The organism is Streptomyces sp. NPDC101152 (assembly GCF_044768275.1).
Taxonomy (GTDB): Bacteria; Actinomycetota; Actinomycetes; order Streptomycetales; family Streptomycetaceae; genus Streptomyces.
Genome location: NZ_JBIWPO010000035.1, coordinates 1 through 16,919, shown reverse-complemented (window position 1 = coordinate 16,919; position 16,919 = coordinate 1). Strand labels below are relative to the sequence as shown.

Below are 16,919 nucleotides of genomic sequence, written 5' to 3'. Positions count from 1 at the left end.
GGGTAAGGTCTGCGGCTGTGAGTGGTACTTCCGCAGCTCTCAGGCCCCCCGCCGACGCGGTCCGACCCGTGCGTCACGCTGACGCGCCCGCGCCCGGCGAGCTTCTGGGTGCCCACTACGAACAGTGTTTCGGGTGCGGCGGCGCACAGCCCCACGGCCTGCACCTCGCGGCGAGGGCCGGTGAGGGCGTCACCATCACCGCCGAGTTCACCGTGCAGCCCGCGCATCAGGGCGCTCCCGGCCTCGCGCACGGCGGGGTGCTGGCGACCGCGCTGGACGAGACCCTGGGCTCGCTGAACTGGTTGCTGCGCACGATCGCGGTGACCGGACGACTGGAGACCGACTTCGTGCGGCCGGTGCCGGTCGGGACCACCCTGTACCTGACGGCCGAGGTCACCGCGGTCGCGGGCCGCAAGATCTACTCGACCGCCACCGGCCGGCTCGACACGCCGGACGGGCCCGTCGCGGTCCGTGCCGACGCGCTTTTCATCGAGGTCGCGGTCGACCACTTCATCGACAACGGCCGCCCGCAGGAGATCCGCGCCGCCATGGACGACCCGGACCAGGTCAGGCGGGCCCGCGCCTTCGAGGTCAACCCGTGAGCCGGGACCCCCTGAACGTGCTCGTCCGGCGCGTCGACCCGGACGTACCGCTTCCGTCGTACGCGCACCCCGGTGACGCGGGTGCCGATCTGCGCACCACCGAGGCGTGCGAGCTGGGTCCCGGGGAGCGGGCCGTGCTGCCCACCGGGGTGTCGATCGCCCTCCCGGAGGGGTACGCGGCCTTCGTGCACCCCCGATCCGGTCTGGCCGCCCGCTGCGGTGTCGCTCTCGTGAATGCCCCGGGGACGGTTGATGCCGGGTACCGTGGGGAGATCAAGGTGATCGTGGTGAATCTCGACCCGCGCGAGGCCGTGCGGTTCGAGCGCTTCGACCGGATCGCCCAACTGGTCGTCCAGCAGGTCGAGAAGGTCCGCTTCCAGGAGGTCGCGGAGCTTCCCGACTCGGCGCGCGCCGAAGGGGGCTTCGGGTCCACCGGAGGACATGCGGCGGTGACCGGTACGAACAGCACAAGCGGTCAGGCCGCCGTGAGCGGCACTACGGGTGGGAATCGATACGCTTCGGTCGTATCCGACCGGGAAGGACAGTGACGTGTTCGGACGTCGCAACAAGAAGGGTGCCGCCGAGGACGCGGCCGGCGAGGCCGAGCAGGTCGTCGACAGTGTCGACGCTGAGGCGGACGACGAAGAGGTGGAGCGCGAGCGCGTACGGCTCGAGCCCGAGCCCCGGCCCGACGGGCCCTGGGACGACTCCGAGGTGCGCGAGCCCGGCGAGGGCCGGGTGGACCTGGGCGGTCTGTTCGTGCCCGGGGTCGAGGGCATGGAGCTGCGGGTCGAGGTCGCGGGCGACGCGATCGTCGCGGCCACCGTCGTGCTGCGCGACAGCGCCATCCAGCTGCAGGCCTTCGCCGCGCCCAAGCGCGAGGGCATCTGGGGCGAGGTGCGTGAGGAGATCGGCGCCGGCATCACCCAGCAGGGTGGCATCGTCGACGAGGTCGAGGGCCCGCTCGGCTGGGAGCTGCGCGCTCAGGTGCCGGTGCAGCTGCCGGACGGCACGGGCGGTTTCCAGGTCGTGCGATTCGTCGGTGTGGACGGCCCCCGCTGGTTCCTGCGCGGGGTGATCTCCGGCCAGGGTGCGGTGCAGCCGCAGGCGGCCGGTGTGCTCGAGCAGATCTTCCGGGACACGGTCGTGGTCCGCGGCGAGGGCCCGATGGCGCCCCGCGACCCCATCGTCCTGAAGCTGCCGAACGACGCGCAGATGGTCCCCGAGGGCGTCCAGCAGGAGGAGTCCTCCCGCTTCTCGGGCGGCATGGGGCAGCTCCAGCGCGGCCCGGAGATCACCGAGGTGCGGTAGAGGACCCGAACCTCTCCGCCTGCCCCGGCCGAACCGTTGATCGGCCGGGGGCCCGGCGGCGATACTGGCGCCCGGTCGACGGGGGAGGCGACATGAGCGGCCAGGTGGTCACCGAGACCATGGTGCGGGTCGAGAACGTCCACAAGTCGTACGGGCGGGGAGCGGCCGCCGTGCACGCCCTGCGCGGTGTCTCCTTCGAGGTGCCGCGCGGTGAACTCGTCGCCCTCAAAGGGCGCTCAGGGTCGGGCAAGACCACCCTGCTCAACATCGTCGGCGGACTCGACGTACCGGACCGGGGACGGGTCACCGTCGACGGCCAGGACCTCTCCGGGCTCGGCGAGGAAGGGCTGCTGGCGCTGCGCCGGGACCGGGTCGGCTTCGTCTTCCAGTCCTTCGGGCTGATCCCCATCCTCACGGCCGCGGAGAACGTCGGCGTCCCGATGCGGCTGCGCCGCACCGACGTACGCGCGCGTGAGGAGCGCGTCGAACTGCTGCTCGCGCTGGTCGGGCTCGCCGACCACGCCGCCCAGCGGCCCGCTGAGCTGTCCGGCGGCCAGCAGCAGCGCGTCGCCATCGCCCGCGCGCTCGCCAACAGCCCCGCCCTGCTCGTCGCGGACGAGCCGACCGGCCAGCTGGACGCCGAGACCGGCCACGCGGTCATGGAGCTGTTGCGGGCCGTCGTCCACAGCGAGCAGGTCACCGCCCTCGTCGCCACCCACGACGCGACCCTCCTCGACCTGGCCGACCGGGTGCTGGAGCTGAGCGACGGGGAGATCCAAGGGCCATAGGGCCTGTTGCGAAAGTGGCGCCTGCCGCGCGACGCCCGGCACGCTCCCTCAGGGGGGCACCCCCACTCGCCGCACCGCCCGAAAGCCCGAGTACGCCCAGTACGACAGGCCCTGGGCGTCAGAGTTCCGTCAAAGAGGGTCTCGGGCACCGTCACGGCACCATTTGTCGTGATTGTTGGCCGTAAGGTCGACGCTGCGTGGGCAGCAGTGACCGGAAGACAATGGGGCCATGGGACGCGGCAAGCTTCGGATCTACCTCGGTGCGGCACCCGGCGTGGGCAAGACGTACGCGATGCTCTCCGAGGCGCACCGGCGGGTCGAGCGGGGCACCGACTGCGTGGTGGCCTTCGTGGAGCACCACGACCGGCCGCGCACCGAGGTGATGCTGCACGGCCTGGAGCAGGTCCCGCGCCGGGAACTGGAGTACCGGGACGCCACGTTCACCGAGATGGACGTGGACGCCGTACTCGCGCGCCGCCCCCAGGTCGCCCTGGTGGACGAACTCGCCCACACCAACGTCCCCGGCTCCCGCAACGCCAAGCGCTGGCAGGACGTCGAGGAACTGCTCGCCGCCGGCATCGACGTGGTGTCGACCGTCAACATCCAGCACCTGGAGTCCCTCGGCGACGTCGTCGAGTCGATCACCGGCGTGCGCCAGCGGGAGACCGTGCCGGACGAGACGGTACGGCGGGCCGACCAGATCGAGCTCGTCGACATGTCGCCGCAGGCCCTGCGCCGCCGTATGGCGCACGGCAACATCTACCAGTCGGACAAGGTCGACGCGGCCCTGTCGAACTACTTCCGCCCCGGCAACCTGACCGCCCTGCGCGAGCTGGCCCTGCTCTGGGTCGCCGACCGGGTCGACGAGTACCTCCAGCAGTACCGCAGCGAGCACCAGGTCTCGAAGATCTGGGGTTCCCGGGAGCGGATCGTGGTCGGTCTGACCGGCGGCCCCGAGGGGCGCACCCTGATCCGGCGCGCCGCGCGGCTCGCGGAGAAGGGCGCCGGCGGCGAGGTGCTGGCGGTCTACATAGCCAGCAGCGACGGCCTGACCGCCGCCTCCCCGAAGGAACTCGAAGTCCAGCGCACCCTCGTGGAGGACCTCGGCGGCACTTTCCACCACGTCGTCGGCGACGACGTGCCGGCCGCGCTGCTCGCCTTCGCGCGCGGCGTCAACGCCACGCAGATAGTGCTCGGCGTCTCACGGCGCAAGACCTGGCAGTACGTCTTCGGTCCCGGCGTCGGCGCCACCGTCGCCCGGGACTCCGGTCCCGACCTCGACGTCCACCTCATCACCCATGGCGAGGCGGGCAAGGGGCGCGGGCTGCCGGTGTCCCGGGGAGCGCGGCTCGGGCGGTCCCGGATCATCGCCGGCTGGCTGGCCGGCGTCCTCGGCCCGGCCGTGCTGACGGTGCTGCTGAGCACCGTCCACCTCGGCCTCGCCAACGACATGCTGCTGTTCCTGGCGCTGACGGTCGCGGCGGCGCTGCTCGGCGGACTGCTCCCGGCGCTGGCCTCGGCGGCGGTGGGTTCCCTGCTGCTGAACTACTACTACACACCGCCCCTGCACCGCTGGACCATCGCCGACCCCCGCAACATCGTCGCCATCGTGATCTTCGTCGGCGTCGGTGTCTCGGTCGCCTCCGTCGTCGACCTCGCCGCCCGCCGAACCCACCAGGCGGCCCGGCTGCGCGCCGAGTCGGAGATCCTGTCCTTCCTCGCCGGCAACGTGCTGCGCGGCGAGACCGGCCTCGAGGAGCTGCTGGAGCGGGTCCGGGAGACCTTCGGCATGGAGTCGGCGGCCCTGCTGGAGCGGGCGAGCGACCACGACCCGTGGACCTGCGCGGGCCGCGCCGGGTTCGGGCCGGCCGTCTCCCGGCCGGAGGAGGCCGACGTGGACGTGCCGGCCGGCGACCACATGGCGCTCGCGCTGACCGGCCGGGTACTGCCCGCCGAGGACCGCCGGGTGCTCGCCGCGTTCGCCGCGCAGGCCGCCGTCGTCCTGGACCGCCGGCGGCTCCAGGAGGAGGCCGACCGGGCCCGCGCGCTCGCCGAGGGCAACCGGATCCGTACGGCGCTGCTGGCCGCCGTCAGCCATGACCTCCGTACCCCGCTGGCCGGCATCAAGGCCGCCGTCTCCTCGCTGCGCTCGGACGACGTGGCGTGGTCCGAGGAGGACCAGGCGGAACTGCTGGAGGGCATCGAGGAGGGCGCCGACCGGCTCGACCACCTCGTCGGCAACCTCCTCGACATGTCCCGCCTGCAGACCGGTACGGTCACCCCGCTGATCAGGGAGGTGGACCTCGACGAGGTGGTGCCGATGGCGCTCGTCGGCGTCCCCGAGGACAGCGTGCAGCTGGACGTCCCGGAGACCCTGCCCATGGTCGCCGTCGACCCGGGGCTGCTGGAGCGGTCGGTGGCCAACCTGGTCGAGAACGCCGTCAAGTACAGTCCGCCCGGCAGGGCCGTCCTGGTGGCCGCCAGCGCCATCGCCGACCGGGTCGAGGTCCGGGTCGTGGACGGCGGCCCGGGCGTCCCCGACGACGCGAAGGAGCGCATCTTCGAGCCCTTCCAGCGCTACGGTGACGCACCGCGCGGCGCCGGCGTCGGCCTCGGCCTCGCGGTCGCCCGCGGCTTCGCCGAGGCCATGGGCGGCACCCTCGACGCCGAGGACACGCCCGGCGGCGGCCTCACCATGGTGCTCACCCTGCGTGCGCAGGCCACGCGCGCGAAGGTTCTCCACCCAGCGGAACCCGAAAGGCAGGTCACATGACCCGGGTGTTGGTCATCGACGACGAGCCGCAGATCGTGCGTGCCCTTGTGATCAACCTGAAGGCGCGCAAGTACGAGGTCGACGCGGCCCACGACGGCGCCACCGCCCTGCAGCTCGCCGCCGCCCGCCACCCCGACGTGGTCGTCCTCGACCTGGGCCTGCCCGACATGGACGGCGTCGAGGTGATCCGCGGCCTGCGCGGCTGGACCCGGGTGCCGATCCTGGTGCTGTCCGCCCGGCACACCTCCGACGAGAAGGTCGAGGCCCTGGACGCGGGCGCCGACGACTACGTCACCAAGCCCTTCGGCATGGACGAGCTGCTGGCCCGGCTGCGGGCCGCCGTCCGGCGCGCCGAGCCGGTGGGGCCCGGCGAGGACGAGGTGACGACCGTGGAGACCGCGGAGTTCACCGTCGACCTGACCGCGAAGAAGGTCAACCGGGGCGGCAAGGACGTACGGCTGACGCCCACCGAGTGGCACCTGCTGGAGGTGCTGGTCCGCAACACGGGCCGGCTGGTCAGCCAGCGGCAGCTGCTGCAGGAGGTGTGGGGGCCGTCGTACGGGACGGAGACGAACTACCTCCGGGTGTACATGGCCCAGCTGCGCAGGAAGCTGGAGGCGGACCCGTCCCATCCGAAGCACTTCATCACCGAGCCGGGGATGGGGTATCGGTTCGAGGCGTGACCGGTACCCGTTCGCGGAGTGACGAGGTACCGGTTCGTGGGCCGGGGTCGTGGGTACGAAGCTGTCAGTGCACCCCGGTACGCTTCAGGTATGAGTGCTGTTCCTCGTTCCGAAAAGCCGCCGGGCCGGTTCAGGCGCATGCTCGACCGGCTCTCCTCCACGCAGGAGGACCTGGAGTCCGAGGAGCTGCGGGAGGACGCCGAGACGGCGGGCTGTGTGCGGATCGGTGACTGCCACGACCGACAGGTCGTCACGGTTACTGGTACCTTGCGCACGGTCACCCTGCGGCCGCGGGCGGGCGTCCCGGCCCTGGAGGCCGAGCTGTTCGACGGCTCCGCCGCGCTGGACGTGGTGTGGCTCGGGCGGCGCTCCATCGTCGGGATAGAGCCGGGGCGCAGACTGATCGCATCGGGCCGGATCTCGATGAGCCGGGGCCGCCGGGTGCTGTTCAATCCCAAATACGAACTCAGACCCCTCGGACGGGAGTAGCCGGTGACGTCGCTCGACAAGCCGACACAGGACACGTCTGCCGACGACGCACGGGCGGTGACCGAGGCCGCGCTGTTCGAGGCGTTCGGCGGCGTGCGGGGCATGGTCGAGACGGTGCTGCCCGGCCTCCTCTTCGTCACCATCTTCACGATCAACAAGGACCTGCACTGGTCGGCGATCGCCGCCCTCGCCGTGTCCCTGCTGCTCGTGGTGGTCCGGCTGGCCATGCGCACCACCGTCAAACACGCGTTCAGCGGCGTCTTCGGTGTCGCCTTCGGTGTGGTCTTCGCGATGATGACCGGCAACGCCAAGGACTTCTACCTCCCCGGCATGCTCTACACACTGGGCCTGGCGCTGGCGTACATCGTCACGACCCTGTGCGGGGTCCCCCTGATCGGCCTGATCCTCGGCCCGGTCTTCAAGGAGAACCTCTCCTGGCGCACCCGCAATCCCGGTCGCAAGAAGGCGTACGCGAAGGCCAGTTGGGCCTGGGGTCTGATCCTGCTCGCCAAGTGCGCGATCCTCTTCCCGCTGTACTGGTGGGCCAACACCGCGCAACTGGGCTGGGTCCTGGTCGCGTTGAAGATCCCGCCGTTCCTGCTGGCGGTCTGGCTGACCTGGGTGTTCCTGGCGAAGGCGCCTGCGCCGATCGACGTGTTCGCGGAGATGGAGGCGGAGGAGAAGGCCGAGAAGGAGCGGGCGGCTGCCGCGGCTGACGCGAGTGGCGGGCGGCACCGTCGGTAGGTCTGGACCCGGCGTTGGTGCGGGCGTTGCTGGGGGGCTGCCGCCCCCAGGCCCCCGCTTCGGCCCTGGACGGGCGCGTCGGACGGGCCGGTACGGCTGGCCGGAGCTGAGAAGCAAAGGGCGCCCCTGCAGTGGGGCGCCCTTCGTCGTTGTAGCGCCGCGGCTAACCCGCCGTGTCCTCCCGGCGTACCGACAGCAGGTCCTCGAGTTGTTCCTCCCGGGCCTGGGCTGCGACGAACAGGAGTTCGTCGCCGGGTTCCAGGGAGTCCTCGGGGGACGGGGTGAGTACCCGGGTGCCGCGGATGATGGTGACCAGGGACGTGTCCTCGGGCCACTCGACATCGCCCACCGGGGTGCCGGCGAGGGCCGACTCCTCCGGCAGGGTCAGCTCGACCAGGTTCGCGTCACCGTGGCTGAAGCGCAGCAGGCGGACCAGGTCGCCGACCGAGACGGCCTCCTCGACCAGGGCCGACATCAGGCGGGGAGTGGACACGGCCACGTCCACGCCCCAGGACTCGTTGAAGAGCCACTCGTTCTTCGGGTTGTTCACACGGGCGACGACGCGCGGAACCCCGTACTCCGTCTTCGCCAGGAGCGAGACGACCAGGTTCACCTTGTCGTCGCCCGTCGCGGCGATCACCACGTTGCAGCGCTGGAGCGCCGCCTCGTCCAGGGACGTGATCTCGCAGGCGTCGGCCAGCAGCCACTCCGCCTGGGGGACGCGCTCGACCGAGATGGCGGTCGGCGTCTTGTCGACGAGCAGGACCTCGTGGCCGTTCTCCAGCAGCTCACCCGCGATCGAGCGGCCGACCGCGCCGGCACCGGCAATGGCGACCCTCATCAGTGACCGCCCTCCTCTTCGGGACCCTTGGCGAAGGACGCCTCGACCTTGTCGACCTCGTCGGTGCGCATCATCACGTGCACCAGGTCACCCTCCTGCAGCACCGTCTGCGAACTGGGCAGGATCGCCTCGCCGAGCCGGGTGAGGAACGCCACGCGGACGCCCGTCTCCTCCTGCAGCTTGCTGATCTTGTGGCCGACCCAGGCGGCGGAGGTGTGCACCTCGGCGAGCTGGACACCGCCGCTGGGATCCCGCCACAGCGGCTCGGCGCCCGAGGGGAGCAGCCGGCGCAGCATCTGGTCGGCGGTCCAGCGGACCGTGGCCACGGTGGGGATGCCGAGGCGCTGGTAGACCTCGGCGCGACGGGGGTCGTAGATCCGGGCCGCGACGTTCTCCACGCCGAACATCTCCCGGGCGACGCGCGCCGCGATGATGTTCGAGTTGTCACCGCTGGAGACGGCGGCGAAGGCCCCGGCCTCCTCGATGCCGGCCTCGCGCAGGGTGTCCTGGTCGAAGCCGACCCCGGTGACCCGGCGGCCGCCGAACCCGGGACCGAGGCGGCGGAAGGCGGTGGGGTCCTGGTCGACCACGGCGACCGTGTGCCCCTGCTGCTCCAATGTCTGGGCCAGAGCGGAACCCACTCGTCCGCAGCCCATGATGACGATGTGCACGACCGTCCTTCCGGTGTCCAAAATCTACTGCTCGGTATCAGGGTCTCAGACCGACGCCCAAGCTACACACGCGCGGTAGGACGTCGGCACCCCTGTGCACGGTTGCCGTCACTCCGGGTGCGTCAGCGGCTGCCGATGCTGCGGACGCTCGCCAGGGTGAGGATTCCGGCGCCGACGAGGGCCGCGGCGGCGCCGATCAGTTCCGGTGCGGCGTGCAGGGGACCTCCAGAGGGCGGCTACGGCCGGGAAAAAGGGCGGGGTCACCATATAGGCACGGGGGCCGGGAGGCCTGCGGAATCCGCAGCCGGAGCGGTCGTGCATTTCACCCGGTGGGCAGATGCCGGACGGGGGGCTGCCCGCTCTGGCGTGTCGAGGGTGGGGGAGGGTGGTTGCGCACCCGTTCGAACGCCTACGATGCTCTGTTGTGTCCAAACTGACCGACGTGCCCAAACGGATCTTGATCGGGCGCGCACTGCGCAGTGACCGGCTGGGGGAAACGCTCCTGCCGAAGCGCATCGCCCTCCCCGTCTTCGCCTCCGACCCGCTGTCCTCCGTCGCCTACGCGCCGGGGGAGGTCCTGCTGGTCCTGTCCATCGCGGGCGTGTCGGCGTACCACTTCAGCCCCTGGATCGCCCTCGCGGTCGTGGTGCTGATGTTCACCGTGGTCGCCTCCTACCGGCAGAACGTGCACGCCTACCCCAGCGGCGGCGGCGACTACGAGGTGGCCACCACCAACCTCGGTCCCAAGGCGGGTCTGACCGTCGCCAGCGCCCTGCTCGTCGACTACGTGCTGACCGTCGCCGTGTCGATCGCGTCCGGCATCGAGAACCTCGGCTCGGCGATCCCGTTCGTCGTCCAGCACAAGGTGCTGTGCGCGGTCGCGGTGATCCTGCTGCTGACGCTGATGAACCTGCGCGGCGTCAAGGAGTCCGGCAAGCTCTTCGCCATCCCGACGTACGTGTTCGTCGGCGGCGTGTTCCTCATGATCGCGTGGGGCGCCTTCCGCGGACTGGCCCTCGGTGACACCATGCGGGCGCCGACGGCCCAGTACACGATCAGGGCCGAGCACCAGGGCCTGGCGGGCTTCGCCCTCGTCTTCCTGATGCTGCGCGCCTTCTCCTCCGGCTGTGCCGCGCTCACCGGTGTCGAGGCGATCTCCAACGGCGTGCCGGCCTTCCGCAAGCCCAAGTCGAAGAACGCGGCCACCACGCTCGCCGCGATGGGCCTGCTCGCCGTCACCATGTTCTGCGGGATCATCGTCCTCGCCCTGACGACCAAGGTCCGCATGGCCGAGAACCCGGCCACCGACCTGCTCAAGCACGGTGTCGGCGTCGGCTCCGGCTATGTCCAGAACCCGGTGATCACCCAGGTCGCCGAAGCCGTCTTCGGCAAGGGCAGCTTCTTCTTCGTCGTCCTCGCAGCGGCCACCGCCCTGGTGCTGTTCCTCGCCGCCAACACCGCCTACAACGGCTTCCCGGTACTCGGCTCGATCCTCGCCCAGGACCGCTATCTGCCCCGCCAGCTGCACACCCGCGGCGACCGCCTCGCCTTCTCCAACGGCATCGTGCTCCTCGCGAGCGCGGCGACCCTGCTGACCGTGATCTACGGCGCGGACTCGACCCGGCTGATCCAGCTCTACATCGTCGGCGTGTTCGTGTCCTTCACGCTCAGCCAGACCGGCATGGTCCGCCACTGGAACCGCCATCTCGCGGTCGAGAAGGACCAGGCCAAGCGCCGCCACATGATGCGCTCGCGGGCCATCAACGCCTTCGGCGCCTTCTTCACCGGCCTGGTGCTGGTCGTCGTCCTGGTCACCAAGTTCACCCACGGCGCCTGGGTGGCGCTGCTGGGCATGTGCATCTTCTACGCGACGATGACCGCCATCCGTAAGCACTACGACGGCGTCGCCGCGGAGATCGCGGCCCCCGAGGGCCCGAGCGACGACAGCGTGCGGCCCTCCCGCATCCACTCGGTCGTACTGATCTCCAAGATCCACCGCCCCACCCTGCGCGCCCTGGCCTACGCCAAGCTGATGCGCTCGGACTCGCTGGAGGCGCTCACCGTCAACGTCGACCCGGCGGAGACCAAGGCGCTGCGCGAGGAGTGGGAGCGGCGCGGGATCGACGTGCCGCTGAAGGTGCTGGACTCGCCCTACCGCGAGATCACGCGGCCGATCATCGAGTACGTGAAGAGCCTGCGCCGGGAGTCGCCGCGGGACGCGGTGTCCGTGATCATCCCGGAGTACGTGGTCGGTCACTGGTACGAGCACCTGCTGCACAACCAGAGCGCGCTGCGCCTGAAGGGCCGCCTGCTGTTCACGCCGGGCATCATGGTCACGTCCGTGCCCTACCAGCTGCAGTCCTCGGAGGCGGCGAAGGCCCGGGCCCGCAAGCGGCAGGAGTGGAACGCGCCGGGTTCGGTGCGACGCGGCCCCGCCCACGGCGACCGGCCCAAGGAGCCGTCGGGCACCCCGGGCGGCCAGGGCTGACGCTCGCCGGTCAACGGCCGGACGACACCCACGTAGACTGGTGGGCTGTTGTCCGGCCGCCGTGCTTTTCTCACCTCTGGAGTCACCCCGCCATGCAGGCAGAACCGAAGAAGTCGCTGGTCGGGGCGGAGTACGAGGTCGAGGTCGGCCCGGTCGCCCACGGCGGGCACTGCATCGCCCGTACGGAAGCGGGTCAGGTGCTGTTCGTCCGGCACGCGCTGCCCGGAGAGCGGGTCGTGGCGCGGGTGACGGAGGGCGAGGAGGGGGCCCGCTTCCTGCGCGCGGACGCGGTGTCGGTGCTCGACGCCTCCAAGGACCGTATCGAGGCGCCCTGCCCCTACGCCGGTCCCGGGCGCTGCGGCGGCTGCGACTGGCAGCACGCCAAGCCGGGGGCGCAGCGCCGGCTGAAGGGCGAGGTCGTCGCCGAGCAGCTGCTCCGGCTCGCCGGGCTCACGCCCGAGGAGGCCGGCTGGGACGGCACGGTGATGCCGGCCGAGGGCGACAAGCTCCCGGCCGGGGAGGTGCCGCAGTGGCGCACACGCGTGCAGTACGCCGTGGACGCCGCCTCCGGGCGGGCCGGTCTGCGCCGGCACCGCTCGCACGATGTCGAGCCGATCGACCACTGCATGATCGCGGCGGCCGGAGTGAGCGAACTCGGCATCGAGAAGCGGGACTGGACGGGCATGGCGTCGATCGACGCGATCGCCGCGACCGGTTCGCAGGACCGCCAGGTCATCCTGACGCCGACGCCGGGCGCCCGGCTGCCCATCGTCGAACTCGACAAGCCGGTCTCCGTCATGCGGGTCGGCGAGAAGGACGGCGGCGTCCACCGCGTCCACGGCCGCCCCTTCGTCCGGGAGCGCGCCGACGGCCGTACCTACCGCGTCGGCAGCGGCGGCTTCTGGCAGGTTCACCCGAAGGCGGCCGACACCCTGGTCACCGCGGTCATGCAGGGCCTGCTGCCGCGCAAGGGCGAGATGGCCCTCGACCTGTACTGCGGCGTGGGCCTGTTCGCGGGCGCCCTCGCCGACCGGCTCGGCGAGAAGGGAGCCGTCCTCGGCATCGAGTCAGGCAAGCGCGCCGTCGAGGACGCCCGGCACAACCTCGCCGACTTCGACCGCGTCCGCATCGAACAGGGCAAGGTCGAGTCCGTCCTGCCCCGCACCGGCATCACCGAGGTGGACCTCATCGTCCTCGACCCGCCCCGCGCGGGCGCGGGCCGCAAGACGGTCGAACACCTCTCGTCCCTGCGCGCCCGGCGCATCGCCTACGTCGCCTGCGACCCGGCGGCCCTGGCCCGCGACCTGGCGTACTTCCGGGACGGGGGGTACCGGGTGCGGACGCTGCGGGCTTTCGATCTGTTTCCTATGACGCATCATGTGGAGTGCGTGGCGATCCTGGAGCCTGCCGCAAAGGGGATCTGACCTGCGGTGGGCCAGCACGACGGCAGATTTTACTGACGCTCGGATGACGCTCGCTCTGATGGTCTGTCAGAGCAGCGTCGACCGCGCTCGGTCCGGTGGACCGTCCGTCGCGTTCCGGCGTCACGTGCCCCGGAGGGACGGCGGCGGGGTCGCCGAGGATCTGTTCGCGTCCGGCGGTGAGGGCGCCGGCGTGGGGGCCGCGGGTGTCGGGGATGACGGTGACGGGGAAGGTCAAGAAGGCGGTCCGGCGTGGGCCGAGGCGGGCGTCGATGCCTGGTCTCAGCCAGGGCAGCCAGTTGCGAGGTGGCCGCCGAGGAGGATGTGGTTGAGGTCGGTTGGGCCGGTGACCGCCTGGAGGGCGGCGCCCAGGCGTGTCCGGCGCGATCCAGGGTGGCGCGGGTGTGGATGTAGGTGGTCAGGCAGCCGGTCGCGCCGCACCCGCGGGCGGATCCGTCGAGGGAGACGGGGATGTGACCGAGCACGCCAACTCTCGGCGAGGCCAAGGCCATCGCCCTCGATGCCTGGCGCAAAGACCTGGTCGCATCCGTCAAAGAACAGGGCATCGCCAGCCGTCGGGCCCAACTCACCGTCCAGCGCACGGCTGTGGAGTCCGAGACCGATGCGCTGCGTGTGAAAGCACGGAAGCAGATGGAGGACGCTCAGATGCGGCTCACCCGAGAGAACACGTTTGCGGACGATCAGGCCCGTCAGCAGCGAAAGGGGTTCAGCCAGCGAACCGCCGCCCTCCAGCAGAAAAGCGCGCTCCACGGAACGCTGAGCGCCTCCGTCGAGGCCGCCGGGCTCCGGCAGCGTCGACTGTCGTTCGCGTGCTACGTGCGGTTTCTCTATATCGGTCGCTGACGTCCGGTTCGGCTGCCGCAGACAGCAGTATGTAAGGGGCGGACGATCGTTCGCAGCTACGATCTCTCCGGGGCTTGATCAGTCGTTGTCCGGAGCACCGCCCTCTTCGAGGAGACGAGCAGCGAGGTCGTCGGCCCACTCCACGGCCCAAGCGCAAAAAGCGGTGATCGTGGCGTCATCGAGTCCGTAGGCGGCGAAGGCTCCGTCGTCGGTCCACTCGGCGCCTGTCAGGTTTGCCTGCAGGTCATCGCGCTCGAAGCGGCAGCGGGCATGGCGGCGGCCGAACTCTTCGAGCTCGGCATTGGTTCAGCGGCGGGAGGCCGCGAACACGTCGATCAGGTCGCGGGGAGCTCCGCGGTCGGCGACGGCACGGACCTTGGTCCCGATCACATCCTCCTCCGCGAGGACAGGGCCATACGGGCTCTGGGTGACCGGCCGCCAGAAGATCTCCTTGAGGATGTCGACTTCGCATTCTTCCCCTGTAGCCGAGTCGGCCACGCTGAAGCGGGCCGAGAGTGGGGCCGTCTCCAGCGCGTGCACCTTCCAGCCGCGGGCTTCCAGGCCGACGCGGAGCGTGGCGGCGATGTCGGCAATTCACCAGGTGGTGCGCCCGCACGGCGTACCCGCCGGTGAGAACCAGGGGGTACGGAGAGCCGAGTGCGATCACGTCCGCCAGGAGCCGTGTGTGCAGCTCTGGCATTTCCGTCACGCGGCTGCCCGGGTGCGGGAGGCGAGCTGGGGGAACGCGTCTTCCCAGACGGTGCGCACAGTACGGCCGACGAGGGTGCGCAGCACCGGCCACAGATGGAGGAGCAGGGCCCGGTTGAGGTAGCGGGGCAGATCGTCGTGCAGGTCCTCGTGCAGGACGGTGCGGTACAGGCCCATGCGCTGGCGAGGGTTGCTCATGTCGTACGAGGTCAACCCGGACCAGGCCAGGTGCAGCGGCAGCTCCACGACCCCCTGGGTCGGGCCCTGCAACTGGTCCAGCGACTCAGGCAGGCGCCGCCGGAACTTCTCCCGATACAGCGCGAGGTCTTCGGCATCCGCGGGCGAGAAGCCCCTTGATACGGATGCAGAGTGCTGTGGACTGGAGGACAAGAGTCCATTATGACGGCCGGAGAGATGGTGCGGGCCATGATGCGAGGACGGTCTGTTCCGCCCTGGGCAGTACGGACGGGCCACGGTGACGCTCGTTTGACGCTCTGGGCGCCTCAAGCTGCACAGCGCGCCGAGGAGATGCCTCTGGCCTGGCCGTTTCTGCGGCTCGCTCAGGCCGACATCTTTCCGACACGCATCATGTGGAGTGCGTGGCGATCCTCGAAACCGGCCGCCAAGGGCTCCTGAAACTCAGAGCTCCCCGGTCGTGCTGAGCACGGGCCTGATGATCCGGTCGGTGAGCCGTAGTGCGGCCCGGGGAGGATAGGGGCTCCGCAGGCTCAGCACGATGTGCGTCACGCCTGCGGCGACGAGCTCCGTGATGGCCTTGCGGTCGGTGGCCGGGTCGTCGTAGGAGACGATGTACTGGACGGAGCGGGTGATCGTCCGCGGATCGCGGCCGATGGCGGCGCAGTGGTCGTCCAGAACGCGTCCGCGCTCGATGATGCGGTCCAGCGTGTTGTGCGGTGGTCCGGGGATGTTCCAGATGTCGGCGTGTTCGGCGACCACGCGGAGCGTCCTGTTTCCCCAGCCGCCGATGAGCAGGGGTGGGCCTGGCCACTGGACGGGTTTCGGCTCGTTGCGGTTGCCGGTCAGGGAGTAGTGGCGGCCCTGGAAGTCGAAGACGTCCCGCGTCCACATGCCGCGGAGGATGGCGATGGTCTCCTCCAGGCGGGCGATGCCTTCGGCGGGCGGGACGAGCGTGAGGCCGTAGGCCGCGTACTCCGCGACGGCCGGGTTCTCGCCGACGACGCCGCCCGCGTCGGGCGGCTGCAAGGTGCCGCCCACGCCGAGGCCCATGATCAGGCGGCCTCCGGAGATCACGTCGACCGTTGTGGCGATCTTGCCGAGGACGGCGGGCGGCCGGATCCGATTGCTCGTGACGAGCAGCCCCAGGCGCAACCGCTCCGTCCTGGCGGCCAGGGCGCTCAGCAGCGTCCACCCTTCGAGGATCTGCCCGTCCTTCGGGCCGGCGATCGGCATGAGGTGGTCCCAGAGCCAGGCGTCCGCGATGTCGGGCAGCTCGTCGGCTTCCTGCCACACGCGGAGGATGTCCTCGTAAGGGACCCGCATCGGGGTGGTCTTGATGCCGAATGTCACGGGAGGCAAGCGCTGGTCGGACATGGGTGCCGTGTGCCCTTCGAGTCGACAAGTCGCCGTTGAGGGCGACGACTTCATCACCCTAGCCGATCGTCAGTATGGCTGACCATCAGTCCCGGATACGCTGTGGTCATGACGCGCGACGCACCCCCCGACGACGTCCTTTCCTCTCGCCTCGGTTATCTGCTCAAGCACGCGTATCTGCGGCTGACGGAGGAATCCGCGCGGTCCTTGGCGCCGCACGGGATCGACGGTCGTGAACTGGCGGTACTCGCCGTCCTCGACTCGCACGGCGAGCTGTCCCAACTGGAGGCGGCGGGCAAGCTGGGCATCGACCGGACGACGATGGTCGCCCTCGTCGACGCGCTGGAGGGCAAGCACCTGGTCGAGCGGCGCCGGAGTCCCCAGGACCGCCGCAAGAACATCGTGGAGCTGACGACGACCGGACGGGAGCGCCTGCGCGACGCCGAAGTCGTCCGCCGGGAGATGGAACGCCGTTTTCTCGCCCCACTCTCCGGCGCGGACGCCACGCTCCTGGTGCAGGCGCTGCAACGTCTCGTCGGTGCCCCGGCGGGCAGTACGGCGCAGGCATCTGACCCGACGTGACAGAGCACGCCTGTCCGACGGCGACACGTCGCCCCTGGTCAGGGACGGGCGTGCCGCCGAGAGTGTCAGTCCGTCATGGCGTCGCGGACCTTCGCCGTGTCCACGAACTGTTCGAAGCGGACGATCAGGCCGCCGCGGACCACGAAGTGGTGGGCGACGCGGACGTCGATCGGCTTGCCGGTGGCCTTGTTGACGGCGGTGTAGCGGGCCAGGACGACGACGTTCTCGCCGTCGACGACGTAGGTGTCGTCGTGGGCGGCCCAGCCGTCCCAGTCCTCGCCGAGCTTCTCCATGACGTTCGAGGTGACGCCTTCGGGCGTGCGGTAGGTCCCGGCCAGGGGGAAGCCGGCCATCTCCGTCCACTCCACGTCGGGGGCGAGGG

General features: G+C 70.7%; 17 protein-coding genes and 1 pseudogene. 12 read left to right on the top strand and 6 right to left on the bottom strand.

The features are described 5' to 3' along the window. Positions 1 to 17: 17 nt before the first annotated feature. The 8 genes from ACIRVK_RS32525 to ACIRVK_RS32490 all read left to right on the top strand — a co-directional run bounded on the left by ACIRVK_RS32525 (position 18) and on the right by ACIRVK_RS32490 (position 7,390). Positions 18 to 602, top strand: a complete 585-nt coding sequence (locus ACIRVK_RS32525; RefSeq protein ID WP_404253450.1) for a PaaI family thioesterase — start codon at positions 18 to 20, stop codon at positions 600 to 602. Then, positions 599 to 1,150 carry a dUTP diphosphatase gene (gene dut / locus ACIRVK_RS32520; protein WP_404253448.1) on the top strand — a complete coding sequence of 184 codons (552 nt, stop codon included), beginning with the start codon at positions 599 to 601 and terminating at the stop codon, positions 1,148 to 1,150. Before ACIRVK_RS32525 ends, dut begins: the two co-directional genes overlap by 4 nt. A 1-nt stretch (position 1,151) precedes the next feature. Continuing rightward, positions 1,152 to 1,913 (top strand): DUF3710 domain-containing protein, encoded by a 762-nt coding sequence (locus ACIRVK_RS32515; RefSeq protein ID WP_404253446.1) that lies wholly within the window; start codon positions 1,152 to 1,154, stop codon positions 1,911 to 1,913. A gap of 92 nt (positions 1,914 to 2,005) precedes the next feature. Then, complete coding sequence (locus ACIRVK_RS32510) at positions 2,006 to 2,701, top strand: ABC transporter ATP-binding protein (protein WP_404253444.1); 696 nt, start codon at positions 2,006 to 2,008, stop codon at positions 2,699 to 2,701. A 229-nt stretch (positions 2,702 to 2,930) separates the two neighbouring features. Then, positions 2,931 to 5,474, top strand: coding sequence for an ATP-binding protein (locus ACIRVK_RS32505; RefSeq protein WP_404253442.1), 2,544 nt, complete (start codon positions 2,931 to 2,933; stop codon positions 5,472 to 5,474). Then, positions 5,471 to 6,157 carry a response regulator gene (locus ACIRVK_RS32500; RefSeq protein ID WP_404253440.1) on the top strand — a complete coding sequence of 229 codons (687 nt, stop codon included), beginning with the start codon at positions 5,471 to 5,473 and terminating at the stop codon, positions 6,155 to 6,157. Before ACIRVK_RS32505 ends, ACIRVK_RS32500 begins: the two co-directional genes overlap by 4 nt. A 90-nt stretch (positions 6,158 to 6,247) precedes the next feature. After that, positions 6,248 to 6,646, top strand: a complete 399-nt coding sequence (locus ACIRVK_RS32495) for an OB-fold nucleic acid binding domain-containing protein (protein ID WP_404253438.1) — start codon at positions 6,248 to 6,250, stop codon at positions 6,644 to 6,646. A 3-nt stretch (positions 6,647 to 6,649) separates the two neighbouring features. Beyond that, complete coding sequence (locus ACIRVK_RS32490) at positions 6,650 to 7,390, top strand: DUF3159 domain-containing protein (RefSeq protein ID WP_404253436.1); 741 nt, start codon at positions 6,650 to 6,652, stop codon at positions 7,388 to 7,390. 163 nt (positions 7,391 to 7,553) lie between these two features. Here ACIRVK_RS32490 and ACIRVK_RS32485 read toward each other — a convergent pair whose 3' ends face one another. Together ACIRVK_RS32485 and ACIRVK_RS32480 are read right to left on the bottom strand one after the other, a co-directional pair. After that, entirely contained in the window at positions 7,554 to 8,231 is a 678-nt protein-coding gene (locus tag ACIRVK_RS32485; RefSeq protein WP_404253434.1) for a potassium channel family protein, read from the bottom strand. Then, on the bottom strand, positions 8,231 to 8,902 hold the full coding sequence (locus tag ACIRVK_RS32480; RefSeq protein WP_404253432.1) for a potassium channel family protein: 672 nt from the start codon (positions 8,900 to 8,902) through the stop codon (positions 8,231 to 8,233). Before ACIRVK_RS32480 ends, ACIRVK_RS32485 begins: the two co-directional genes overlap by 1 nt. A gap of 424 nt (positions 8,903 to 9,326) precedes the next feature. On the opposite strand from ACIRVK_RS32480, the gene ACIRVK_RS32475 reads away from it, so the two are divergent. The 3 genes from ACIRVK_RS32475 (at position 9,327) to ACIRVK_RS32465 (ending at position 13,675) form a co-directional block, all read left to right on the top strand. Then, positions 9,327 to 11,390, top strand: coding sequence for an APC family permease (locus ACIRVK_RS32475; protein ID WP_404253430.1), 2,064 nt, complete (start codon positions 9,327 to 9,329; stop codon positions 11,388 to 11,390). 92 nt (positions 11,391 to 11,482) lie between these two features. Beyond that, positions 11,483 to 12,814 carry a class I SAM-dependent RNA methyltransferase gene (locus tag ACIRVK_RS32470; protein ID WP_404253428.1) on the top strand — a complete coding sequence of 444 codons (1,332 nt, stop codon included), beginning with the start codon at positions 11,483 to 11,485 and terminating at the stop codon, positions 12,812 to 12,814. A 603-nt stretch (positions 12,815 to 13,417) separates the two neighbouring features. Continuing rightward, on the top strand, positions 13,418 to 13,675 hold the full coding sequence (locus tag ACIRVK_RS32465) for a hypothetical protein (RefSeq protein WP_404253426.1): 258 nt from the start codon (positions 13,418 to 13,420) through the stop codon (positions 13,673 to 13,675). Between the two features lie 78 nt (positions 13,676 to 13,753). Here ACIRVK_RS32465 and ACIRVK_RS32460 read toward each other — a convergent pair. The 3 genes and pseudogenes from ACIRVK_RS32460 to ACIRVK_RS32450 all read right to left on the bottom strand — a co-directional run bounded on the left by ACIRVK_RS32460 (position 13,754) and on the right by ACIRVK_RS32450 (position 15,955). After that, positions 13,754 to 14,375 (bottom strand): annotated as a pseudogene (locus tag ACIRVK_RS32460) (nucleotidyl transferase AbiEii/AbiGii toxin family protein). Between the two features lie 5 nt (positions 14,376 to 14,380). After that, complete coding sequence (locus tag ACIRVK_RS32455) at positions 14,381 to 14,773, bottom strand: hypothetical protein (RefSeq protein ID WP_404253424.1); 393 nt, start codon at positions 14,771 to 14,773, stop codon at positions 14,381 to 14,383. Positions 14,774 to 15,022: 249 nt separating this feature from the next. After that, positions 15,023 to 15,955, bottom strand: a complete 933-nt coding sequence (locus ACIRVK_RS32450; RefSeq protein WP_404253422.1) for an LLM class flavin-dependent oxidoreductase — start codon at positions 15,953 to 15,955, stop codon at positions 15,023 to 15,025. Positions 15,956 to 16,063: 108 nt separating this feature from the next. On the opposite strand from ACIRVK_RS32450, the gene ACIRVK_RS32445 reads away from it, so the two are divergent. After that, positions 16,064 to 16,537, top strand: coding sequence for a MarR family winged helix-turn-helix transcriptional regulator (locus ACIRVK_RS32445; RefSeq protein ID WP_404253420.1), 474 nt, complete (start codon positions 16,064 to 16,066; stop codon positions 16,535 to 16,537). Positions 16,538 to 16,602: 65 nt separating this feature from the next. Here the strand turns inward: ACIRVK_RS32445 and ACIRVK_RS32440 are convergent. Further along, positions 16,603 to 16,919: nuclear transport factor 2 family protein (locus ACIRVK_RS32440; protein WP_404253418.1), on the bottom strand; the 317-nt coding region annotated here is incomplete at its 5' end.